The 22126-nt window shown below is 45.1% G+C and carries 24 protein-coding genes; 10 read left to right on the top strand and 14 right to left on the bottom strand.

The window, feature by feature from the left end; genetic code table 11:
- Window positions 1-28 precede the first annotated feature (28 nt).
- The 5 genes from IPH70_00625 to IPH70_00605 are packed head-to-tail and all read left to right on the top strand — an operon-like array spanning window position 29 to window position 6201.
- Window positions 29-1033, top strand: a complete 1005-nt coding sequence (locus IPH70_00625; GenBank protein ID QQR64031.1) for an SDR family NAD(P)-dependent oxidoreductase — start codon at window positions 29-31, stop codon at window positions 1031-1033.
- Window positions 970-1650: a glycosyltransferase family 2 protein gene (locus tag IPH70_00620; protein ID QQR64030.1), complete on the top strand. Its 681-nt coding sequence runs from the start codon at window positions 970-972 to the stop codon at window positions 1648-1650. The genes IPH70_00625 and IPH70_00620 overlap by 64 nt, the downstream gene beginning before the upstream one ends.
- Entirely contained in the window at window positions 1647-2582 is a 936-nt protein-coding gene (locus IPH70_00615) for a serine hydrolase (protein QQR64029.1), read from the top strand. Before IPH70_00620 ends, IPH70_00615 begins: the two co-directional genes overlap by 4 nt.
- 10 nt (window positions 2583-2592) lie before the next feature.
- Complete coding sequence (locus IPH70_00610) at window positions 2593-4563, top strand: hypothetical protein (GenBank protein ID QQR64028.1); 1971 nt, start codon at window positions 2593-2595, stop codon at window positions 4561-4563.
- A gap of 3 nt (window positions 4564-4566) precedes the next feature.
- The gene (locus IPH70_00605) at window positions 4567-6201 is read left to right on the top strand and encodes a hypothetical protein (GenBank protein QQR64027.1); all 1635 of its coding nucleotides are present in this window, start codon (window positions 4567-4569) and stop codon (window positions 6199-6201) included.
- Window positions 6202-6212: 11 nt separating this feature from the next.
- On the opposite strand, the gene IPH70_00600 is transcribed toward IPH70_00605, so the two are convergent.
- From IPH70_00600 to IPH70_00565, 8 genes are all read right to left on the bottom strand, one after another.
- On the bottom strand, window positions 6213-7061 hold the full coding sequence (locus IPH70_00600) for a hypothetical protein (GenBank protein ID QQR64026.1): 849 nt from the start codon (window positions 7059-7061) through the stop codon (window positions 6213-6215).
- The gene (locus IPH70_00595) at window positions 7039-11841 is read right to left on the bottom strand and encodes a hypothetical protein (GenBank protein ID QQR64025.1); all 4803 of its coding nucleotides are present in this window, start codon (window positions 11839-11841) and stop codon (window positions 7039-7041) included. Before IPH70_00595 ends, IPH70_00600 begins: the two co-directional genes overlap by 23 nt.
- An 897-nt stretch (window positions 11842-12738) precedes the next feature.
- Entirely contained in the window at window positions 12739-13164 is a 426-nt protein-coding gene (locus IPH70_00590; protein QQR64024.1) for a hypothetical protein, read from the bottom strand.
- Between the two features lie 121 nt (window positions 13165-13285).
- Window positions 13286-13864, bottom strand: coding sequence for a hypothetical protein (locus IPH70_00585; protein QQR64023.1), 579 nt, complete (start codon window positions 13862-13864; stop codon window positions 13286-13288).
- Window positions 13865-14069: 205 nt separating this feature from the next.
- The gene (locus IPH70_00580) at window positions 14070-14312 is read right to left on the bottom strand and encodes a hypothetical protein (GenBank protein ID QQR64022.1); all 243 of its coding nucleotides are present in this window, start codon (window positions 14310-14312) and stop codon (window positions 14070-14072) included.
- A gap of 376 nt (window positions 14313-14688) precedes the next feature.
- The gene (locus tag IPH70_00575) at window positions 14689-14880 is read right to left on the bottom strand and encodes a hypothetical protein (protein ID QQR64021.1); all 192 of its coding nucleotides are present in this window, start codon (window positions 14878-14880) and stop codon (window positions 14689-14691) included.
- A gap of 20 nt (window positions 14881-14900) precedes the next feature.
- Window positions 14901-15245 (bottom strand): hypothetical protein, encoded by a 345-nt coding sequence (locus IPH70_00570; protein QQR64020.1) that lies wholly within the window; start codon window positions 15243-15245, stop codon window positions 14901-14903.
- 305 nt (window positions 15246-15550) lie between these two features.
- A complete protein-coding gene (locus tag IPH70_00565; GenBank protein QQR64019.1) occupies window positions 15551-16510 on the bottom strand; it encodes a hypothetical protein in 960 nt (319 codons plus the stop codon).
- A 390-nt stretch (window positions 16511-16900) separates the two neighbouring features.
- On the opposite strand from IPH70_00565, the gene IPH70_00560 reads away from it, so the two are divergent.
- Together IPH70_00560 and IPH70_00555 are read left to right on the top strand one after the other, a co-directional pair.
- Window positions 16901-17107, top strand: coding sequence for a hypothetical protein (locus IPH70_00560; GenBank protein ID QQR64018.1), 207 nt, complete (start codon window positions 16901-16903; stop codon window positions 17105-17107).
- Window positions 17108-17362: 255 nt separating this feature from the next.
- Entirely contained in the window at window positions 17363-17527 is a 165-nt protein-coding gene (locus tag IPH70_00555) for a hypothetical protein (GenBank protein QQR64017.1), read from the top strand.
- Here the strand turns inward: IPH70_00555 and IPH70_00550 are convergent.
- The 4 genes from IPH70_00550 to IPH70_00535 all read right to left on the bottom strand — a co-directional run bounded on the left by IPH70_00550 (window position 17489) and on the right by IPH70_00535 (window position 20243).
- On the bottom strand, window positions 17489-17785 hold the full coding sequence (locus IPH70_00550; GenBank protein QQR64016.1) for a hypothetical protein: 297 nt from the start codon (window positions 17783-17785) through the stop codon (window positions 17489-17491). The genes IPH70_00555 and IPH70_00550 overlap by 39 nt on opposite strands.
- Window positions 17786-18326: 541 nt before the next feature.
- A complete protein-coding gene (locus IPH70_00545) occupies window positions 18327-19004 on the bottom strand; it encodes a hypothetical protein (protein ID QQR64015.1) in 678 nt (225 codons plus the stop codon).
- A 34-nt stretch (window positions 19005-19038) separates the two neighbouring features.
- The gene (locus IPH70_00540) at window positions 19039-19818 is read right to left on the bottom strand and encodes a hypothetical protein (GenBank protein QQR64014.1); all 780 of its coding nucleotides are present in this window, start codon (window positions 19816-19818) and stop codon (window positions 19039-19041) included.
- Window positions 19731-20243: a hypothetical protein gene (locus IPH70_00535; GenBank protein QQR64013.1), complete on the bottom strand. Its 513-nt coding sequence runs from the start codon at window positions 20241-20243 to the stop codon at window positions 19731-19733. Before IPH70_00535 ends, IPH70_00540 begins: the two co-directional genes overlap by 88 nt.
- A 66-nt stretch (window positions 20244-20309) precedes the next feature.
- Between IPH70_00535 and IPH70_00530 the strand changes: the two genes are divergently transcribed.
- Together IPH70_00530 and IPH70_00525 are read left to right on the top strand one after the other, a co-directional pair.
- Window positions 20310-20657: a hypothetical protein gene (locus tag IPH70_00530; protein ID QQR64012.1), complete on the top strand. Its 348-nt coding sequence runs from the start codon at window positions 20310-20312 to the stop codon at window positions 20655-20657.
- A 114-nt stretch (window positions 20658-20771) separates the two neighbouring features.
- On the top strand, window positions 20772-20951 hold the full coding sequence (locus IPH70_00525) for a hypothetical protein (protein QQR64011.1): 180 nt from the start codon (window positions 20772-20774) through the stop codon (window positions 20949-20951).
- A 96-nt stretch (window positions 20952-21047) separates the two neighbouring features.
- On the opposite strand, the gene IPH70_00520 is transcribed toward IPH70_00525, so the two are convergent.
- Both IPH70_00520 and IPH70_00515 read right to left on the bottom strand, forming a co-directional pair.
- Window positions 21048-21386: a hypothetical protein gene (locus IPH70_00520; protein ID QQR64010.1), complete on the bottom strand. Its 339-nt coding sequence runs from the start codon at window positions 21384-21386 to the stop codon at window positions 21048-21050.
- Window positions 21387-21439: 53 nt separating this feature from the next.
- Window positions 21440-21664: a hypothetical protein gene (locus IPH70_00515; GenBank protein QQR64009.1), complete on the bottom strand. Its 225-nt coding sequence runs from the start codon at window positions 21662-21664 to the stop codon at window positions 21440-21442.
- 101 nt (window positions 21665-21765) lie between these two features.
- Between IPH70_00515 and IPH70_00510 the strand changes: the two genes are divergently transcribed.
- The gene (locus tag IPH70_00510) at window positions 21766-22119 is read left to right on the top strand and encodes a hypothetical protein (GenBank protein ID QQR64008.1); all 354 of its coding nucleotides are present in this window, start codon (window positions 21766-21768) and stop codon (window positions 22117-22119) included.
- Window positions 22120-22126 lie beyond the last annotated feature (7 nt).

Genomic DNA, 22126 nt, shown 5'->3' with positions numbered 1-22126 from the left:
CGCAAACTCTCTCTGCTATAGTCTGGGCATGAATTCATTTTGGAATAAAAAAAGTGTTTTGGTTACCGGCGCAGGAGGATTTATAGGGTCATGGGTAACTCAGCTTTTGGTAAAAAATGGTGCACATGTAAGTGCGACGTGTAATCACAACGACAATAATCTTGCACATCTTGCCGGAAAGATTAAGCTGATTAGGTGTGATCTTACAAATTATCGAAGTTGCCTCAAGGCTACAAAAAATATCAATGTAGTGCTCCACCTCGCCTCAAAGGTGGCAGGAATTCAGTACACAATGAATCATCCAGTCGAGATGTTTGAGGACAATATTGAGATGACTAAAAACATTCTCCGAGCATCGCACGCAAACAAAGTTGAACGAGTTCTTCTTGTAAGTTCTGCCTGTGTCTACCCGCGTTTTGCCAACCCTCCAACCAACGAAAACATGGGCTTCGTAGACGACCCAGAACCAACCAATCTCGGCTATGGTTGGTCCAAACGAGTGATGGAGCTCATGGCCCGATTTTATCATGATGAATATGGTCTAAAAGTGGCCATTGCACGACCGTACAATGCCTACGGTCCTCGTGACACCTTTGATCCTGCGATCTCTCATGTAATTCCCGGTCTAATTAAACGAGTACTTGATGGTGAAAATCCATTGGTTGTATGGGGTTCCGGAAAACAAACTCGTTCCTTTATTTACGTTGAGGATCTTACGCGCGGACTCCTCGATCTGATCGAGAAATATCCCAAGCCCGATCCAGTAAATCTGGGGAGCTCAGAGGAAATATCTATTCAAAACCTTGCAAAGCTCATCATCAAGATCTCTAGTAAAAAAACAGGAACCGTACTTGATAGATCGAAACCAGACGGACAACCGCGTAGACTTCCAGATACAAAAAAGGCAAAAAAAATGATAGGATTTAATGCGACAATCCCCTTAGAAATTGGCTTAAAAAAAACAATCAAATGGTACCAAACACAACGCTCATCATCCTCACACGTAACGAAATCGAAGGCGTCAAAGAGATAGTCCCCCGAATTCCGCTTGATGCAGTAGATGAAGTTATTGCGGTAGACTATAAATCAACAGATGGCACAGTTGCATTTTTCGAGCAACACAAGATTAAGGTTATAAAGCAACAAAAAAAGGGGCGTGGCGAAGCCTTTCGTATCGCAGCAGAACAAGCCAAGAATGAAAATCTCCTTTTTTTTAGTCCAGATGGAAATGAGGATCCTAAAGACATCCCCAAGCTTATCGGTAAAATGGACGAAGGATTTGACATGGTAATTGCCTCCAGATTTATGAAGAGTTCGCACAATGAAGAGGACGATCAGCCAATTAAGTTGCGTAAATGGGCAAACCAAGGATTCACGCTTCTTGCAAATCTATTCTGGCACGGAAAGCTTACGGACAGCATAAATGGCTACAGAATAATTACAAAAAAAGCCTTCGATTCGCTCAAGCTCGATGGTGAAGGTTTTGTTATTGAGTATCAAATGAGCATAAGGGCTCTTAAGCTAGGGTTAAGAATCGGCGAAATTCCTACCTACGAAAGCTCTCGTATTGCGGGCGAAAGTGGTTCATGGGCAGTCCCAACCGGAATTCAGTTCGTAATACAATTATTTAAAGAACTTTTCAAGCAATGAAACGTATCGTTATCCCCGTGCTTGTTATGAGCATTATTTTAAATGTAGCTTTACTGTCATTTACGTTCATGAGTTCTCCGAACCCTGTACCATCGTTGCACAAAAACTACCCCTATCTCTCAAAAAGAATCTTTGTTGAAAATCAGAATGATGTTTTGGTCAGATTCACAAAGCTGAGATCATTACTAAGATCCTATGTCGCTGCTATCCCAATGAAGACGGGAGTGTACTTTGAATATCTCCCCTCGGGCACATCGATAGGGGTCAATGAGAAAGAAGAGTTTATTCCTGCGAGCCTTATCAAGGTCCCAATTGTTATGGCTATCTATAAAAAGATTGAGTCTGGTAAGTTGAGAAAAAATGATTTTGTCGCTCTAGAGGAACGGTTTAAGGATAAAACTGCAGGCACCTTATGGGAAGAGCGTGTTGGTGCGCGGATTGCCGTTAAGGATGCTATAGATAAAACTATCGATGAGAGTGATAACACTGCGAAAAATATTCTTCTAAGTCTACTTACTCGAGAGGAAATATCGTTTGTGTTTGACACTCTCGATATTGATCTTGAATCGGAGAATGATGAGTCAGCAACCATCACTCCAAAAAATTATTCATCTATTTTGAGAAGTCTATACCTTAGTTCCTACCTCACTCAGGAGCACTCAAATGAGGTGCTAGAGTTAATGACGCAGTCAAGTGATGATCTTCGGCTTCGATCGGGTATACCAGACGGCATTCCGGTTGCAAGTAAGTATGGCGTATCGTACGGAGCTCGTTCAAGCGAATCTATATACTCCGACTGCGGAATTATTTATGTTCCAAAACGACCATTTTTGGTATGCATCATGATTCAATCCAATGAGGAGGAAGCTAGTAAAATTATGAAGAGCGTAGCGGAGATGACCTATTCATTTGTATCACAGTCAAACCTATAATCACCTTATCATGAAGAAATATACATATCTCCTCCTGATCTTTGCGTTACTTGCGTCATCGATACTATTCATCAAAACAGTGGTTGCCAACCCATTGTTTTCAGATTCATACCTTCATCTGGCTGTTGGGAAACACATCGCACTATTCCAAAAAATCCCGTCACACTACGATATAAGTTATAAGACTACGGATGCTTCGTTAGAATGGTTTAGCCATTCATGGCTTTCGGACATACTTTTGTACAACCTTACAGCCCCCAACCTGCAACTACTTAGCTCTGCCGTATCGATCGTTTTCTTTGCCGCTTCAGTTACGCTCATCTGGGTCTTGTTCGGCATGTTGAAAATAGGGTTTTCCGCTCGAATACTTACCATTATTGCCATACTGTTTGTGGTCCAGATATACTGGCGGATTCACCCAATCATTATCATCTCCCCTCTCTATTTATTTATCTCCATAGTTCATATAATCGCCCTGCAAAAAAAGCAGATCAAATATCTCGCTCTTCTTCCGTTGACTGCACTGCTCTGGTCGAATCTGTACGGCGGCTACATATTTCTACCAATTATTACTCAGTTACTATATATTCCAGTTACATATTTTTACGTAGAACGGCAAAAGTATCTACTGATGAGCGCGCAGATTGCAGCTCTTCTCGCGTCCTTCATCGTATCTCTTATTAATCCGTATGGATTTAAAATATACACAACCTTCTTCACCTTCCAAGGCACTGTCTATCTTAAGCGCGCCTTTGTAAGTCTTCCGAACCTCCTCTCTCTCGTGAATCAAAGCTTTCTTATGGAAAATGTTTCCACGATCCCCTACGCAGCATTCGCATTGATCATTGTTGGATGTGCGGTTTCATTGGTTTATTTTGTCATAAAAAAAGACTTTGGCTTTCTTAAAAGAAATACGATCGCACTTCCTCTACTAGTGCTCATACCAATTTCGTACATCTATATACGATTTATGCCTCTTGCAATGCTCAGTATTGCTTTATTTCTGGCAACCGTCATAGATGAGATACAAAGAAAAGGTAAATACTCACAAATAATTACGACTGCATTGCTTATAGGGCTAGTTCCATACATTACATACCTCATCTTCTTTCCTCTAAAAGTCCTTAGCGTCCGAAGTCCTGTTGAACAGATCCGCATCATTAATTCTCACAGTCTTCCCGGAAATATTCTTACCACCTCTGAGCTTACTGGGTATACCAAACTATATCTTCCTCATAAGCTAAATATTGATCTACTGGATGAAATCTATGACGAATCAGAAACGCTAAATGTTCTTTTACAAAGCGGCACCTTCCCAAAGGACACTCTTAAAAAGACCTTAGACTCAAAGCATGTGAATACGGTCCTTGCATCGAAGGAATCGGGCAACTTTTCCCGATCAATTCAGACAACGCTTACCGATGAGTGGGCGCTTATCTATCTTGATTCAAATGGCGCTCTGTTTGTGCGACGAAATAAAGTTTCCGAATCGTTTTTGAAGAAGTATGAGCTGCGATACCTCTCACTAGTATCGAACCTTGGGGCAGATCCCAAGCACATTCCTGAAGCAACTGCAGAACTTGAATATATGCTGCGCCTATACCCCAACAATTTGCTCTACCGTGGACAGCTTGCTACATTGTTGCGCATTCAAGGGCGAGCAGAGAAGGCAGTCGGACTTCTCTACGAGATACCTCTGAATCTATGGGACTATAAACTATTTACCGAAATGGGTAGACTGCAGGCAAGTATGGGAAACTGTGCAGCTGCTGAACAGTTTTTACTTCAAGCACTGGATGACCGTACTGAAACTAATTTTTCTCAAGCTGTTCTGGATCTTGCAATTGTGTATGCTGGCTGCTATCAGGATAAAGATAAGGCAAGACATTACTTTGAGCGATACCTCTCATTTACTATTCCGCATACTGAAAAAGAAAAAGCGCGAAAGATAGCCTCTGATTTTGGTATTAATGTAGAATAGAGTATGCTCGCTGAAACGCTCCTCGGTATTATTTTTCCTTGGACTACAACTGGCATTCTATTTCTGTTTGTCGTGCTCAATCTTCTATTTCTTCCAAGATTCGTTAAACATTTACTTAAAACACCGAAGATCATTCTCTTGATCGCGATTGCAGCCATAGCTGGAGGAGTATATCTTCGCTTTGCCTTTGTGCCCAATCAACATCGCATTTTTTACGATGAGGATCGGTATCTTGGGTATTCTGTAAGCTTCGCGCGACTAAATCAAGCAGTAAGCGTTGAGGCAGCTACTCCTGAAAAATCAGTGATCGGAAAACCGGATCAAGCGGTACGAGTCACAGTCCCCGTATTGCATGGATGGATACTCAAGCTATTTGGTTACCAGGAGTCGAACCTCTTCAACGCCTCTCGCGTCGTGTCCGTGCTACTCGCTATCTATCTTTCTGTACTAAGCTACATGCTGTTCCGATCATATCTTGGATCACTACTCACTCTGGTTGGCATGCTTTACTTACCGATACTGGTTTACTGGTCTGCTTCGATGGCACTTGACCCCTATTTTGTATTTTTTACCGTAACCTCATTCGTATCTCTCGCACTCTATCTTAAAGGTCCTTCGTTCACCTATGCGCTATTTGTTACCACGAGTGTTTTTCTCCTGCTCTGCGTGCGCATTGAGGCCTTTATTTTACTACCGCTTTTTCTGTACTTCGCAATGGGATATAGAAAAAGTCGAGGAGAAATACTTTTCCAGTCGCATGACAAACAACTTCTCATAATGATGATTCCACTAATCTTGGCGCGAGGGATCGCTTCTCTTTCGGTTCTCGGAGAAAAATGGTGCTGTGCAGACTCTCTTCCACTTGAGTCATTCAGCGCTAAGTATATTACGCGAAATACACTACCCAATCTTATGTATCTTGTCACTGGTTTTGAGTTTCCGTATGTATTGTCGCTTCCTGCACTATGGCTTGGGCTTACCTCCAAAAGTATTTCACATCGCTTACAGCTCTTCTGGATCGTTTCATTTTTTCTACTTTATTCATTTTATTATGCGGGGCTGTTTGTAACCGCTGAGTTCTCAGGTTCGTACGGCCGGTATTTCCTAATTCTAATTCCGCCACTGATATTGCTGTACTCCGATTGTATTGCATCTTATATCGTACCAAACATTCATAAGGCAAAAAGGTACGTGGCTGGATTTATTCTTCTGGTTGCGCTGACCACGGTTCAACTCGGCTCTAATTTTTGGCATTATAAAGATCTGGTCATATATGCGCCCACAATGTTTAACGCGGTTGATCAGGGACCAGTTTATGTTCATGCGTATCTGGAACAGATATTTCTTCCAGCGATACCTAAAGATGCGGTTGTTATACATCCTATAACAGCTATCCCGCTACTTCATGGGCATCCTACCGTCTACTACCAGTATTTCCTTGAGGATGATACCACCATCGAGTTCGTGAAAAACCAACTGAAATCTGGTAGAAGAGTTTTCACCATGAATGCTTTCGAATGTAAGGCCATCCCTCATAAATGTAGAAAAATAGAAAAACTATTCGCAGCCAAACATAGCGATTTAAACAAGGCCGAGACAAGTAATATCTTCCAGATCTACGAAGTCTTTCTTAAATAAGACCTTAGCCTTTACGGTCCGACTGAAGGAGTTGGCGTGAGCTCTTCAACGCTAAAAGGAGTAGGCGTTATTGGAACAATTGGTGTTATGATAGCGCTCGGAGTTGCCTCACCCGCCACATCTCCTTGATCCAGTTGCGCAGAGCCACTCGCTTCATTTAGGAGTTCCTGAGTGGTCTTTGTGACCGATGTTTTTGCATTCTTTACGGCGATCGCCTGCCACGAGTAGGTGATGTCGATCGGAGCTGGCTTGTTCAGAATTATCATAAAGCCCTGCGAGCTCTTTCCAGTAACTCCTTCCTTAATATCTTCACCTAGTACGAGGTTTGCAACTTTGTCTTGACATGCATCCTTTCCTTCAGTGGCATCACACTCACCAGACGCTATTAACTCTTGGTATAGCTCATCGGTGACCTGTGGTACGTTAATGCTAAGGTTGACGATTGGCTCTGTTTGATACGAATTGTCAAAGGCCACATCTACAAATCTTTCACCCTTTCTGATTGTTGCATAACCCGCAGTATCTTTATTGAACTCAACCTGTCCTTCGAAACGAACAGTGCTCTTGAAGACCACCTCAGCCCAGAACTCAGCAGTTTCTTTGAACGTAACCTTATTCCAGAATTCTGTAAGGCCTTTATAAACATAGCTTCGGATGGCGATGACAGGGCTGTTTGCAAGCGTTGCGGAGCCCGAGGCGAGCTCGCTCTGACCGAAGCCTATCTCGTCGTTCTGCTCTAACCCAAGCTCATCCCCTAGATAATAACCTACATTGACGTTTACCATAATGGTTCCTGACCCTTCTGCGGTGTATGCCTCCATCGCGGTTCCAAGAATCTTACCGGCCTCGGTTGCCTTCATACCCTCCTGAAATTAGAGATGGAGTGATTGGATCGCCTATCTTTATTGCTCCACCACTACCATTAACCTTCACTGACACGCGTCCGGTAAGCGCGACCGGTACAGAGTTAGCCGCAGCCTGCCCAATCTCAAGACCCGGAGACTCAGACACTACACCTAAGAGTTTGCGATCGTATGGTCTTGTTGATTTATTTACCTGACCTGCATAGTTTCCGAGCGAAACGATCTCTCCAGGGTGAATCTCCTGTCCTTCAGGAACATAATAGTGCTCGGCAAGGTCTGCGCCACCCATAATGTCGGGGATTTCTTGCGTTGTGTTGGCTAACTCTGCGTCGGTTGATAACGCCTGCTGTGGAGTCGTACCATCACGCACATCATCCTGAACGAAGGCAAAAAGATCGACAAATAGACCTCTTGTGACGGTGACGGTTCCGCCGTTTTGGGCAGCCATAATTTGTGGCCTTAACATTCCGGTTGGGATGTTTGAGGTAATGCCGCCTCCACACTCACTCAGACTAACACCGTTAGAAACATCCCCGTCAATGAAGAAATGAACATCATTAGTGGCACGAGCCTCGATACGCATCAATGCCCATGCATTGGTAGCAGTACTGATGTTGGCATTCGAACACGATACCGTAGATATATTGGTAGCTGCAGTTCCATTTTGCACCCATCCATTCCACACCGTACCGGCCGTAGCGTTCGTACCGGTCTGCGTCTGGGTACCATTGAGATTGGTGAACGCAATGAGATTATTATTTGAAGTAAGGGTTGACTTACCAAAGTAGCCTTGAGTATGCTGATTTGCCCCTAGCCAGAAAAAGAGGTTGTTGTTGCTTGGGGTATTTGTTGCGGTGTAGTTTGAGTCCGGTCGGACTTTATAGTACATAATGAACTTGTTGGCTGCATTTAGCTGAGCCATGCGTGTGGCATTTGAGCCGGCGGTGTCAGCATGATACATCGCGCACCACGTATTCGGTGTGTTTGTCACTGAGTTTGAGTCAAGCTTCATATACATAACGCCATTTAGTTGATTACTGGTACCGTATGTAAGGTTAGTGTTACCGCCACCTACGCCTACCTGACATCCTACCTGCTGAGTAGCAGTGCCTCCTGCGCCGGTTGCAGCCTCATCGACGACCCAGTCCCGATTGTCTCCGAGTTTCGATGCGCCGGAAATATCCGCTGAGGCAGATCCCGGATTAATAAAGTTATCCATTCTATACGATCCATCAAGATTTATGAAGCCACCGGCCTCCCAAACGCCAAAGTTCGCATCGGAGAAGTACTCCTTTAGTCGAGCAAGTGGGAGATCGCTACTTGCGCCTCCACCGATAAAGTTGTCGGTAATTGCAATCTGTCCTCCACTCTGAATTCTAAGAGTCGCTGACGCAGAGGCGAAGTAGATGTCATCATCAAAACCGGTACCTATTGAGATTCCTCGCTCTCTCGCGCTCGTACTCGCTCCGGCGATTGAGATGCTTATTCCATTGAGAACATCAGCATCACTACTTGATTGTGTGAGATTAATGTTTAGGCCGGCGTTGTTATCCGCACTGTCTCCATCCGATGACAAAGTAAAGTCAATCTGTAGTCCATCAAATGCTGCCGAACCTGAGGTAGAAGCTAGGATGTTTAACTTATCTGTTGGAGTAGTTGTTCCGATACCCACTAGGTCATTGAGCGTTGATAAGTAGACGTTAAATCCACCATCGGTCCAACCTGGAGCTGATCCACCTGTAGTATCGTCCGTTCCGCAGTTTAGCGCTCCTGTAGCGGTAGTTTCTAATGCTGAGCAGCCCAAGCCTCCATTCGTAAAGGCTGCAAATGTTACGCCTCCGGTAATAATAAGATCTGCATTTGTTCCCGTATCAACGATTGAGAACAAGGTGTTTGTTCCGTCATTGAAGGTGAAGGTACCAGAGTTTGCAATGCTAATATTGGTTGTCGTGTCATTAAAGTACAGATTGCTATCCCATCCTGATCCAATCTGCAATCCTCTCTCAAACGCTGAGCCTCCGGTAATATTTGCAATGTTAATACCAAGTACTGTGTCTTGGTCTGAGGAAGATGAAGTGATGTTAATGTTAAGTCCTGCATTGGTGTCTGCTGAGTCCGCATCATCGTCTTGAGTAAAGTCAATCTGTAGTCCGTCAAATGAGGTTGACCCAGAAGTTGAGGCCAATACGTTTAGCTTATCAGTTGGAGTTGAGGTCCCAATACCTACCCAGTCTGAGGAGACCGAAAGATATGCATTAGCGGTTCCGTCTATCCATACGCTTGCTCCACCACAGTTAGCGAACGATTGTAAGCAGATTATGTCGCTGCCCGTAATGGCGGGAATAGTAATGTCATAGTTAGTAGCAGCTACCTGAGTTCCGGATTTAATAGTAACAGTACTACTAGTTCCGTCATTGATGACGAGCGAACCAGCTTGGTTCGCAGAGCCAAGAGTAGCTACTCCAAGGCTCGAAACCTTGAAGTTCGTCGCATCTATAAGATTGGTTATAGTTCCGCCAAAGCTTATACCTGTGTCAGCAGTACCCTGAATAGAGATACCTTTCGAGGTTGCGGAGGCTCCACCGTCTTTTATGGTTAGGTTGATGCCCGTTTGATTACCGGCAGAACTGTTTGGAACAGTGAAGTTGGTGGATTGATCTAGGCTGAGGCCGGTGACTGCCCCGGTTTGAGTTACGGAACTTGGCGCAGAACCAGAAATCAAGATACCTGTCCCGGTATTATAAGCAGATGGTTTTATAGTAAGGGCCGTCCCATAACCTGACTGAAATTTGAATAATCCATCCGTCGTATCTATGTTAAATGCAAAATCACCCGTATTGCCTGGTACTTGCAAACCACTTTTGCTTAGAGCAGTACTGTAATTGCTGTCTCCGGAACCAAATATAATTGCGGCATATCCTCCGCTATCCTCGTTACTAAATAGTCGTAGTAAACCGTTGACTACGACGCCAGCTTCCTGATTTGAATGCGTTCCACCTGGCGTATACACTCCCATACTGGTGCCTGATTGGACCTGAGCTCCCCACGCAACAATGGTTTCTCCACTGTTCGTAATGGTTATTACCGGACTGATAGCGGTAGGGCTACCAGTGAAGGTTTGGGTCACACTGAAACGCTTCCATTCGGTAGTAGCAGTTATGCTGACTGCGGTACCGGTAGTAGGACTACCCGCCGTAGAGTCTAGACGAATTGTTGATGGTATATTACCGGCGTTTGATTTAAGCCATATGCTAAATGTGTAAGTGCCTGCACCATCAATGTCGCTGTTAGTATAGGTTAATGTACTATTTGCAGCCGAACCACTTAGTGTGTCTGCTGTCAGGGTCGCGTCTGGAGCTGAGCTGTTGTTGGCTGTTACTGTTAGATTATTTGCCGTCCATAGAAAAGTATTTTCGAGCTCTTCTGACAAACCGAGTCTGTTTCCTATTACACCTGTTCCGCCATAAGGACTGCTGATATTATTGGACGTCTCAATATCTGCCTTCAAAGTTATACGGTTGTTTGAAGTATCCACATTTAGTAGGCTCGTACCTCCAGAGTTCTGAACTACGAAAGCAGTTGTAGAGTTGGTTGTGTTTTTGAATAATGCTGTACCTGTGCTGCTTAGCGCTAATGCAGCATTGGATGATCCTCCGTTTGTATTAAATAGTAGATTTGTGCCTTCCGTTCTAATGACTACATCATTTGCGACTGAGTCAGATGATAACTGGCCCGCTCCGGTAGAAACACCGAATCGAGCTCGCGTTACACCGCTTGATGCGATCTGTATAGTTGGTCGATCTGTACCATCAAGATAGATGCCATCATTGGCTGTAGTTGTGTAGACGGATAGAACGTTCGATGGTGCGGTCGTCCCAATTCCTACTTTACCTGCAAATAAGGCGGAGTAATCCCAACCTGATCCCACATTTAGCCCTGTCTCTCTTGCACTACCTCCAGTAATTGCTGCGATATTGATTCCGTACAAGGTATCTGGATCTGAGGAAGACGATGTGATGTTGATATTTAGTCCTGCATTGGCATCTGTGGAATCGGTGTCATCTGACTGGGTGAAGTCGATCTGTAGTCCATCAAATGATGCTGATCCTGATGTTGAGGCTAGGATATTGACTTTGTCTGTTGGAGTGGAGGTTCCAATACCTACCCAGTCTGAGGAGACTGCAAGATATGCTGTGGCAGTACCATCTGTCCATACTCCTGCTCCACCTCCAACATCGTCAGTTCCACAGGTAAGCATTCCAGCTACAGTCTCAAGTGCGGTACAGGTGGTGAAAGAACCGTCTGAGAAGCCAAGAGCAGATCCTGAGGCCCCAGCAATCTTTGCAGTTAGTGTAACCGTATCTGTTGTAGCATCTCCAAGGGTTGTGTTCCCGTTAACGGTAAGGTTAGTTGAGAAGACTCCAGCTCCAACAACATCAAGTGAAACGGTTGGAGCGGTTGTACCAATACCAAGTCTTCCTGAGAAGGAGGCGGTCCCTGAGGTGAAGATCTGAGAGTTTGCAATGCCAATATTGGTTGTCGTGTCATTAAAGTACAGATTGCTATCCCATCCTGATCCAATCTGCAATCCTCTCTCAAACGCTGAGCCTCCGGTAATATTTGCAATGTTAATACCAAGTACTGTGTCTTGGTCTGAGGAAGATGAAGTGATGTTAATGTTAAGTCCTGCATTGGTGTCTGCTGAGTCCGCATCATCGTCTTGAGTAAAGTCAATCTGTAGTCCGTCAAATGAGGTTGACCCAGAAGTTGAGGCCAATACGTTTAGCTTATCAGTTGGAGTTGAGGTCCCAATACCTACCCAGTCTGAGGAGACCGAAAGATATGCATTAGCGGTTCCGTCTATCCATACGCTTGCTCCACCACAGTTAGCGAACGATTGTAAGCAGATTATGTCGCTGCCCGTAATGGCGGGAATAGTAATGTCATAGTTAGTAGCAGCTACCTGAGTTCCGGATTTAATAGTAACAGTACTACTAGTTCCGTCATTGATGACGAGCGAACCAGCTTGGTTCGCAGAGCCAAGAGTAGCTACTCCAAGGCTCGAAACCTTGAAGTTCGTCGCATCTATAAGATTGGTTATAGTTCCGCCAAAGCTTATACCTGTGTCAGCAGTACCCTGAATAGAGATACCTTTCGAGGTTGCGGAGGCTCCACCGTCTTTTATGGTTAGGTTAATGCCTGTTTGATTTCCGGCAGAACTGTTTGGAACAGTAAAGTTAGTGGACTGATTTAGGCTGAGGCCCGTGACCGCAGCTGGTTTGGGTTACGGAACTTGGCGCCGAACCAGAAATTAAGATACCTGTCCCGGTATTATAAGCAGATGGTTTTATAGTAAGGGCCGTCCCATAACCTGACTGAAATTTGAATAATCCATCCGTCGTATCTATGTTAAATGCAAAATCACCTGTATTGCCTGGTACTTGCAAAACCACTTTTGCTTAGAGCAGTACTGTAATTGCTGTCTCCGGAACCAAATATAATTGCTGCATATCCTCCGCTATCCTCGTTACTAAATAGTCGTAGTAAACCGTTGACTACGACGCCAGCTTCCTGATTTGAATGCGTTCCACCTGGCGTATACACTCCCATACTGGTGCCTGATTGACCTGAGCTCCCCACGCAACAATGGTTTCTCCACTGTTCGTAATGGTTATTACCGACTAATGGCTGTTGGGCTACCAGTGAAGGTTTGGGTCACACTGAAACGCTTCCATTCGGTAGTAGCAGTTATGTTGACTGCGGTACCGGTAGTAGGACTACCCGCCGTAGAGTCTAGACGAATTGTTGATGGTATATTACCGGCGTTTGATTTAAGCCATATGCTAAATGTGTAAGTGCCTGCACCATCAATGTCGCTGTTAGTATAGGTTAATGTACTATTTGCAGCCGAACCACTTAGTGTGTCTGCTGTCAGGGTCGCGTCTGGAGCTGAGCTGTTGTTGGCTGTTACTGTTAGATTATTTGCCGTCCATAGAAAAGTATTTTCGAGCTCTTCTGACAAACCGAGTCTGTTTCCTATTACACCTGTTCCGCCATAAGGACTGCTGATATTATTGGACGTCTCAATATCTGCCTTCAAAGTTATACGGTTGTTTGAAGTATCCACATTTAGTAGGCTCGTACCTCCAGAGTTCTGAACTACGAAAGCAGTTGTAGAGTTGGTTGTGTTTTGAATAATGCTGTACCTGTGCTGCTTAGCGCTAATGCAGCATTGATGATCCTCCGTTTGTATTAAATAGTAGATTTGTGCCTTCCGTTCTAATGACTACATCATTTGCGACTGAGTCAGATGATTGGCCTGCTCCGGTAGAAACACCGAATCGAGCTCGCGTTACACCGCTTGATGCGATCTGTATAGTTGGTCGATCTGTACCATCAAGATAGATGCCATCATTGGCTGTAGTTGTGTAGACGGATAGAACGTTCGATGGTGCGGTCGTCCCAATTCCTACTTTACCTGCAAATAAGGCGGAGTAATCCCAACCTGATCCCACATTTAGTTCTGTCTCTCTTGCACTACCTCCAGTAATTGCTGCGATATTGATTCCGTACAAGGTATCTGGATCTGAGGAAGACGATGTGATGTTGATATTTAGTCCTGCATTGGCATCTGTGGAATCGGTGTCATCTGACTGGGTGAAGTCGATCTGTAGTCCATCAAATGATGCTGATCCTGATGTTGAGGCTAGGATATTGACTTTGTCTGTTGGAGTGGAGGTTCCAATACCACCCAGTCTGAGGAGACTGCAAGATATGCTGTGGCAGTACCATCTGTCCATACCCTGCTCCACCTCCAACATCGTCAGTTCCACAGGTAAGCATTCCAGCTACAGTCTCAAGTGCGGTACAGGTGGTGAAAGAACCGTCTGAGAAGCCAAGAGCAGATCCTGAGGCCCCAGCAATCTTTGCAGTTAGTGTAACCGTATCTGTTGTTGCATCTCCAAGGGTTGTGTTGTTAGTTAACGTTGAATGTGCCGGTTGTAGTTACGTTACCAGTTGTTCCTGCATCAACGATTGAGAACAAGGTGTTTGTTCCATCGTTGAGAGTAAAAAGGTGCCAGAGTTTGCGATTGGTTGAGTCGTTAAAGTACAGTGGTTTGAGTCCCAACCTGATCTGATTTGAATACCTCTCTCAACCGCTGAGCCTCCAGTAATATTGGCAATGTTAAGTCTTCCAAGCAGAGTATCTGCATTTGTTTGATGAGGAAGATTGATATTGAGTTGCATTGGTGTCTGCAGGTTGCCTGTTGACTAGAAATCGTTTTGTCCTGAGATTGTTCTTGCATTGAGTCAAAGGTCCAACAAAGTCAGATCCTGAACCGAATCAAAGGTGGTGGTTTTGCCTCTGTAGATGTCAAGAGTTAATGGTTAGTACCAGTGCTAAGTGTCAGGTACCGTTTGGCTAAATAGAGATTGTTCACTCCAAATGTTTGTTGTTGAACCGTTTGTAAACCTAATGGAGGGAGGTTGTTTCCAGGATGACAGAGAAGATAATTAACGGGTTTGTTCCCGGAAATTTCCGGTTGATTTAGAAGGGCCATCCAATCCGAGTGTCGGTTCCATTTAAACAGGTACCGGCATTGATTGAACGAGTCAGCAGGTATCAGATCAGCTCCACTAAGTCCTGAACCTGTAAAGTAAAGTTGGCATTTCCCCTGTTAGTTAGTCCCTGAGGCAAATTTAGTTTACCAGTATCGGTTCCAGAGTTGAGAACTAGCAGACCCTGAACAAAGTGTTTGGAACCTCTGCAGAGTCGAATGTCAATAAGTTTGTACCACCTGAGATTGTTCTTCATTCCTGATTGTCATGTTTGAGTTAGTGATCCAGCAGAGACTGATGAGTTCTTAAGATAGAATCCAAGAGTATCGAGGATCCACCTGAGTCCATCCACCATTCCATGTTTCTGTTGTGAGCCGTTGAGGTCAACTGGAGTCTGAACCAGCTCAGATCCGCAGACCCTGAGGTCTCCAGCAAATTTGTCAAAAGGTTAACATTTACCATCAAAGTTGTAGGTACCGGCATTGTTGTCTGAGAATACCTTTCCATCCAGTTCTGAGGCTCCAACAAGATATTAAGGTTATGTTCATATTCCATCTCCAAGGGATCTGTACCTGAGGTAAGATCTGAGAAGGCAATTGAGGTATCGGTTAGTTGAGTCAAAGGTCCAGGCAAAGAGTCCAAGGTGGTTCAGAAGTTCTGAAGTTAGACCTGAACCGGTGACCAATACCAAGTCCTTGTTGTTTGACTGAGAGCATTGTTGATCCGAGAGTTAGATCCCATTGTGCAGTTCCAAAGTTGAGTCAAAGTCACCAGCAGGCAAAAAGTTATCTCCAGATCCCTGAACCAAAACAACATCAAGTGAACGGTAGGAGCAGTTGTACCAATTCCAAGTCTTCCTGAGTAGTACCTGAGGTAAAGATCTGAAGTTAGATCCAAAGGCATTGGTATCGGTTCCAGCAGTTGAGTCAAGGTGGGAAAAGCAGATCCTGAACCAAAGGTGGTGGTTCCAACCTCTGGAGTCCAGGTACCGTTGTTGTTGTCTGAGGTGACCGTTTTGTACCTTGTAGTTCTTGCCTAATGCCTAATGCTGTTGTTGAGGAGCCTAAGTCACCAGCAAAGGTGATTGTAGAGTTATCAAGCTCCCCGTTTGAGATTGAGGTACCAAGGGTGGTGACAAGTGTGTTACCAGCTGCACTAAGTCCTGTACCTGTAAAGTCTGTGATGGTGTCTCCTCCAACAGTTAGTGATCCAGCAGAGACTGATCCAGTGACTGTAAGGTTCTGGGAGAATAGACCTGAACCAACAACATCAAGTGAAACGGTTGGAGCGGTTGTACCAATACCAAGTCTTCCTGAGAATGAAGCAGTCCCTGAGGTAAAGATCTGAGAGTTAGATCCAAAGGCAATTGAGGTATCGGTTCCAGCAGTTGAGTCAAAGGTCCAGGCAAAAGCAGACCCTGAACCAAAGGTGGTGGTTCCAACCTCTGTAGAGTCAAAGTTAATGGTTAAGGTACCGGCATTGTTGTCTGAGGTGTCAATACCGTTTGTACCACCTGAGATTGTTCTTGTAGCGCCTAATGCTGTTGTTGAGGAGCCTAAGTCACCAGCAAAGGTGATTGTAGAGTTATCAAGCTCCCCGTTTGAGATTGAGGTACCAAGGGTGGTGACAAGTGTGTTACCAGCTGCACTAAGTCCTGTACCTGTAAAGTCTGTGATGGTGTCCCCTCCAACAGTTAGTGATCCAGCAGAGACTGATCCAGTGACTGTAAGGTTCTGGGAGAATAGACCTGAACCAACAACATCAAGCTTGGCCCCAGGTGCTGTTGTTCCAATACCTACATTGTCAGAGGAGGTAATAAGATAGACGTTTGATCCACCATCAATCCAACCTGAGTCTGATCCACCAGCATCAGATCCGCAGGTCAAGACTCCACCGACTGTCTCAAGGGCGGTACATGTTCCAAATGTTGAGGAGGCAAATGATATACCTGCACCTGATACACCTGCATTAAAGGTTATGGTGTCACTGGTGTTATCTCCAAGGGTTGTGTTCCGTTAACGGTAAGGTTAGTTGAGAAGACTCCAGCTCCAACAACATCAAGTGAAACGGTAGGAGCGGTTGTACCAATACCAAGTCTTCCTGAGAATGAAGCAGTACCTGAGGTAAAGATCTGTTAGATCCAAAGGCAATTGAGGTATCGGTTCCAGCAGTTGAGTCAAAGGTCCAGAGGCAAAAGCAGATCCTGAACCAAAGGTGGTGGTTCCAACCTCTGTAGAGTCAAAGTTAATGGTTAAGGTACCGGCATTGTTGTCTGAGTGTCAATACCGTTTGTACCACCTGAGATTGTTCTTGTAGCGCCTAATGCTGTTGTTGAGGAGCCTAAGTCACCAGCAAAGGTGATTGTAGAGTTATCAAGCTCCCCGTTTGAGATTGAGGTACCAAGGGTGGTGACAAGTGTGTTACCAGCTGCACTAAGTCCTGTACCTGTAAAGTCTGTGATGGTGTCTCCTCCAACAGTTTAGTGATCCAGCAGAGACTGAACCAGTGACTGTAAGGTTCTGGGAGAATAGACCTGAACCAACAACATCAAGTGAAACGGTAGGAGCGGTTGTACCAATACCAAGTCTTCCTGAGAAGAGGCAGTCCCTGAGGTAAAGATCTGAGAGTTAGATCCAAAGGCAATTGAGGTATCGGTTCCAGCAGTTGAGTCAAAGGTCCAGGCAAAAGCAGACCCTGAACCAAAGGTGGTGGTTCCAACCTCTGTAGAGTCAAAGTTAATGGTTAAGGTACCGGCATTGTTGTCTGAGGTGTCAATACCGTTTGTACCACCTGAGATTGTTCTTGTAGCGCCTAATGCTGTTGTTGAGGAGCCTAAGTCACCAGCAAAGGTGATTGTAGAGTTATCAAGCTCCCGTTTGAGATTGAGGTACCAAGGGTGGTGACAAGTGTGTTACCAGCTGCACTAAGTCCTGTACCTGTAAAGTCTGTGATGTGTCCCCTCCAACAGTTAGTGATCCAGCAGAGACTGATCCAGTGACTGTAAGGTTCTGGGAGAATAGACCTGAACCAACAACATCAAGCTTGGCCCCAGGTGCTGTTGTTCCAATACCTACATTGTCAGAGGAGGTAATAAGATAGACGTTTGATCCACCATCAATCCAACCTGAGTCTGATCCACCAGCATCAGATCCGCAGGTCAAGACTCCACCGACTGTCTCAAGGGCGGTACATGTTCCAAATGTTGAGGAGGCAAATGATATACCTGCACCTGATACACCTGCATTAAAGGTTATGGTGTCACTGGTGTTATCTCCAGGGTTGTGTTCCCGTTAACGGTAAGGTTAGTTGAGAAGACTCAGCTCAACAACATGTGAAACGGTTGGAGCATTACCAATACCAAGTCTTCCTGAGAAGGAAGCGGTCCCTGAGGTGAAGATCTGAGAGTTAGATCCAAAGGCAATTGAGGTATCCGTTCCAGCAGTTGAGTCAAAGGTCCAGGCAAAAGCAGATCCTGAACCAAAGGTGGTGGTTCCAACCTCTGTAGAGTCAAAGTTAATGGTTAAGGTACCGGCATTGTTGTCTGAGGTGTCAATACCGTTTGTACCACCTGAGATTGTTCTTGTAGCGCCTAATGCTGTTGTTGAGGAGCCTAAGTCACCAGCAAAGGTGATTGTAGAGTTATCAAGCTCCCTGTTTGAGATTGAGGTACCAAGGGTGGTGACAAGTGTGTTACCAGCTGCACTAAGTCCTGTACCTGTAAAGTCTGTGATGGTGTCTCCTCCAACAGTTAGTGATCCAGCAGACTGAACCCAGTGACTGTAAGGTTCTGGGAGAATAGACCTGAACCAACAATGTGGTAGGGGGAGTTGTTCCAATACCAAGTCTTCCTGAGAAGGAGGCGGTCCCTGAGGTAAAGATCTGAGAGTTAGATCCAAAGGCAATTGAGGTATCGGTTCCAGCAGTTGAGTCAAAGCCAAGTCCAGGCAAAAGCAGATCCTGAACCAAGGTGGTGGTTCCAACCTCTGTAGAGTCAAAGTTAATGGTTAGAGGTACCGGTGAGGTGTCAATACCGTTTGTACCACCTGAGATTGTTCTTGTAGCACCTAATGCTGTTGTTGAGGAGCCTAAGTCACCAGCAAAGGTGATTGTAGAGTTATCAAGCTCCCCGTTTGAGATTGAGGTACCAAGGGTGGTGACAAGTGTGTTACCAGCTGCACTAAGTCCTGTACCTGTAAAGTCTGTGATGGTGTCTCCTCCAACAGTTAGTGATCCAGCAGAGACTGAACCAGTGTCAAGGTTCTGGGAGAATAGACCTGAACCAACAACATCAAGTGAAACGGTTGGAGCGGTTGTACCAATACCAAGTCTTCCTGAGAATGAAGCAGTACCTGAGGTCCAAGATCTGAGAGTTAGATCCAAAGGCATTGAGGTATCGGTTAAGTTGAGTCAAAGGTCAGGCAAAAGCAGATCCTGAACCAAAGGTGGTGGTTCCAACCTCTGTAGAGTCAAAGTTAATGGAGGTATCTGTTTTTCCTGAGATTGTTCTTGTAGCGCCTAATGTTGTTGTTGAGGAGCCCAAGTAAGCAAAGGTGATTGTAAAGTTATCAAGCTCCCTGTTTGAGATTGAGGTACCAAGGGTGGTGACAAGTGACTCCAGCTGCACTAAGTCCTGTAAAGTCTGTGATGGTGTGAAGTTAGTGATCCAGCAGAGACTGATCCAGTGACTGTAAGGTTCTGGGAGAGTTGTACCAATACCAAGTCTTCCTGAGAATGAAGCAGTACCTGAGGTAAAGATCTGAGAGTTAGATCCAAAGGCAATTGAGGTATCGGTTCCAGCAGTTGAGTCAAAGGTCCAGGCAAAAGCAGATCCTGAACCAAAGGTGGTGGTTCCAACCTCTGTAGAGTCAAAGTTAATGGTTAAGGTACCGGCATTGTTGTCTGAGGTGTCAATACCGTTTGTACCACCTGAGATTGTTCTTGTAGCGCCTAATGCTGTTGTTGAGGAGCCTAAGTCACCAGCAAAGGTGATTGTAGAGTTATCAAGCTCCCCGTTTGAGATTGAGGTACCAAGGGTGGTGACAAGTGTGTTACCAGCTGCACTAAGTCCTGTACCTGTAAAGTCTGTGATGGTGTCTCCTCCAACAGTTAGTGATCCAGCAGAGACTGATCCAGTGACTGTGGGAGAGTTCTGGGAGAATAGACCTGAACCAACAACATCAAGCTTACCAAGCAAGAGTGCTGTTGTTCCAATGAACCTACATTGTCAGAGGAGGTAATAAGATAGACGTTTGATCCACCATCAATCCAACCTTCTGATCCACCAGCATCAGATCCGCAGGTCAAGACTCTCTCAAGGGCTGTTCCAAATGTTGAGGAGGCAAATGATATACCTGCACCTGATACACCTGCATTAAAGGTTATGGTGTCACTGGTGTTATCTCCAAGGGTTGTGTTCCCGTTAACGGTAAGGTTAGTTGAGAAGAGACCAGCTCCAACAACATCAAGTGAAACGGTAGGAGCGGTTGTACCAATACCAAGTCTTCCTGAGAATGAAGCAGTACCTGAGGTAAAGATCTGAGAGTTAGATCCAAAGGCAATTGAGGTATCGGTTCCAGCAGTTGAGTCAAAGGTCCAGGCAAAAGCAGATCCCTGAACCAAAGGTGGTGGTTCCAACCTCTGTAGAGTCAAAGTTAATGGTTAAGGTACCGGCATTTGTTGTCTGAGGTGTCAATACCGTTTGTACCACCTGAGATTGTTCTTGTAGCGCCTAATGCTGTTGTTGAGGAGCCTAAGTCACCAGCAAAGGTGATTGTAGAGTTATCAAGCTCCCCGTTTGAGATTGAGGTACCAAGGGTGGTTACAAGTGTGTTACCAGCTGCACTAAGTCCTGTACCTGTAAAGTCTGTGATGGTGTCTCCTCCAACAGTTAGTGATCCAGCAGAGACTGATCCAGTGACTGTAAGGTTCTGGGAGAATAGACCTGAACCAACAACATCAAGTGAAACGGTTGGAGCAGTTGTACCAATACCAAGTCTTCCTGAGAAGGAGGCGGTCCCTGAGGTAAAGATCTGAGAGTTAGATCCAAAGGCAATTGAGGTATCGGTTCCAGCAGTTGAGTCAAAGGTCCAGGCAAAAGCAGACCCTGAACCAAAGGTGGTGGTTCCAACCTCTGTAGAGTCAAAGTTAATGGTTAAGGTACCGGCATTGTTGTCTGAGGTGTCAATACCGTTTGTACCACCTGAGATTGTTCTTGTAGCACCTAATGCTGTTGTTGAGGAGCCTAAGTCACCAGCAAAGGTGATTGTAGAGTTATCAAGCTCCCGTTTGAGATTGAGGTACCAAGGGTTGTGTTACCAGCTGCACTAAGTCCTGGTTGATGGTGTCCCTCCAACAGTTAGTGATCCAGCAGAGACTGATCCAGTGACTGTAAGGTTCTGGGAGAATAGACCTGAACCAACAACATCAAGCTTCCCCAGGTGCTGTTGTTCCAATACCTACATTGTCAGAGGAGGTAATAAGATAGACGTTTGATCCACCATCAATCCAACCTGAGTCTGATCCACCAGCATCAGATCCGCAGGTCAAGACTCCACCGAGTCTCAAGGGCGGTACATGTTCCAAATGTTGAGGACAAATGTCTGACACCTGCATTAAAGGCAATGGTGCACTGGTGATTGTGTTCCCCCTGTTCCAAACGGAAATTGTTAGTCTGAGAGTCAAAAGATTTGAGGTTTGAGCAAAAATTGAGAGTTGGTTGAATTTCAGCATTGTCTGAACTTGAAGTTGGTTATACACCTGCATTTTGTCCAATTGTTCATCAGATGTCAAGTCACCGACTGTCAAAGGTGATTATGTTATCCAATGTTGAGGAGGCCAAATGTTCCAGCTGCACTAAGTCCTGCCTTAAAGTCTGGTTGGTGTCCTCCAACAGTTATCTCCAAGAGACTGTTAGTTGAGAGGTTCTGGGAGAAGAGACCAGCTCCAACAACATCAAGTGAAACGGTAGGGAGTTGTACCAATACCAAGTCTTCCTGAGAATGAAGCAGTACCTGAGGTAAAGATCTGAGAGTTAGATCCAAAGGCAATTGAGGTATCGGTTCCAGCAGTTGAGTCAAAGGTCCAGGCAAAAGCAGACCCTGAACCAAAGGTGGTGGTTCCAACCTCTGTAGAGTCAAAGTTAATGGTTAAGGTACCGGCATTGTTGTCTGAGGTGTCAATACCGTTTGTACCACCTGAGATTGTTCTTGTAGCACCTAATGCTGTTGTTGAGGAGCCTAAGTCACCAGCAAAGGTGATTGTAGAGTTATCAAGCTCCCCGTTTGAGATTGAGGTACCAAGGGTGGTGACAAGTGTGTTACCAGCTGCACTAAGTCCTGTACCTGTAAAGTCTGTGATGGTGTCCCCTCCAACAGTTAGTGATCCAGCAGAGACTGATCCAGTGACTGTAAGGTTCTGGGAGAATAGACCTGAACCAACAACATCAAGCTTGGCCCCAGGTGCTGTTGTTCCAATACCACATTGTCAGAGGAGGTAATAAGATA

It is taken from the genome of Candidatus Roizmanbacteria bacterium (assembly GCA_016699265.1).
Taxonomy (GTDB): domain Bacteria; phylum Patescibacteriota; class Microgenomatia; order UBA1406; family GWC2-37-13; genus CAZLQR01.
This window is presented reverse-complemented; position numbering and strand designations above follow the sequence as displayed.

What these genes read in the sequence shown, in the direction of transcription:
- IPH70_00625 (QQR64031.1), top strand. Translation starts at nt 29, where the DNA reads ATGAATTCATTTTGGAATAAAAAAAGTGTTTTGGTTACCGGCGCAGGA.
- IPH70_00620 (QQR64030.1), top strand. Translation starts at nt 970, where the DNA reads ATGGTACCAAACACAACGCTCATCATCCTCACACGTAACGAAATCGAA.
- IPH70_00615 (QQR64029.1), top strand. Translation starts at nt 1,647, where the DNA reads ATGAAACGTATCGTTATCCCCGTGCTTGTTATGAGCATTATTTTAAAT.
- IPH70_00610 (QQR64028.1), top strand. Translation starts at nt 2,593, where the DNA reads ATGAAGAAATATACATATCTCCTCCTGATCTTTGCGTTACTTGCGTCA.
- IPH70_00605 (QQR64027.1), top strand. Translation starts at nt 4,567, where the DNA reads ATGCTCGCTGAAACGCTCCTCGGTATTATTTTTCCTTGGACTACAACT.
- IPH70_00600 (QQR64026.1), bottom strand. Translation starts at nt 7,061, where the DNA reads ATGAAGGCAACCGAGGCCGGTAAGATTCTTGGAACCGCGATGGAGGCA.
- IPH70_00585 (QQR64023.1), bottom strand. Translation starts at nt 13,864, where the DNA reads ATGGACAGATGGTACTGCCACAGCATATCTTGCAGTCTCCTCAGACTG.
- IPH70_00580 (QQR64022.1), bottom strand. Translation starts at nt 14,312, where the DNA reads ATGCAACTCAATATCAATCTTCCTCATCAAACAAATGCAGATACTCTG.
- IPH70_00575 (QQR64021.1), bottom strand. Translation starts at nt 14,880, where the DNA reads ATGAAGAACAATCTCAGGTGGTACAAACTTATTGACATTCGACTCTGC.
- IPH70_00555 (QQR64017.1), top strand. Translation starts at nt 17,363, where the DNA reads ATGGTTAAGGTACCGGCATTGTTGTCTGAGGTGTCAATACCGTTTGTA.
- IPH70_00525 (QQR64011.1), top strand. Translation starts at nt 20,772, where the DNA reads ATGGTTAAGGTACCGGCATTGTTGTCTGAGGTGTCAATACCGTTTGTA.
- IPH70_00520 (QQR64010.1), bottom strand. Translation starts at nt 21,386, where the DNA reads ATGCAGGTGTATAACCAACTTCAAGTTCAGACAATGCTGAAATTCAAC.
- IPH70_00510 (QQR64008.1), top strand. Translation starts at nt 21,766, where the DNA reads ATGGTTAAGGTACCGGCATTGTTGTCTGAGGTGTCAATACCGTTTGTA.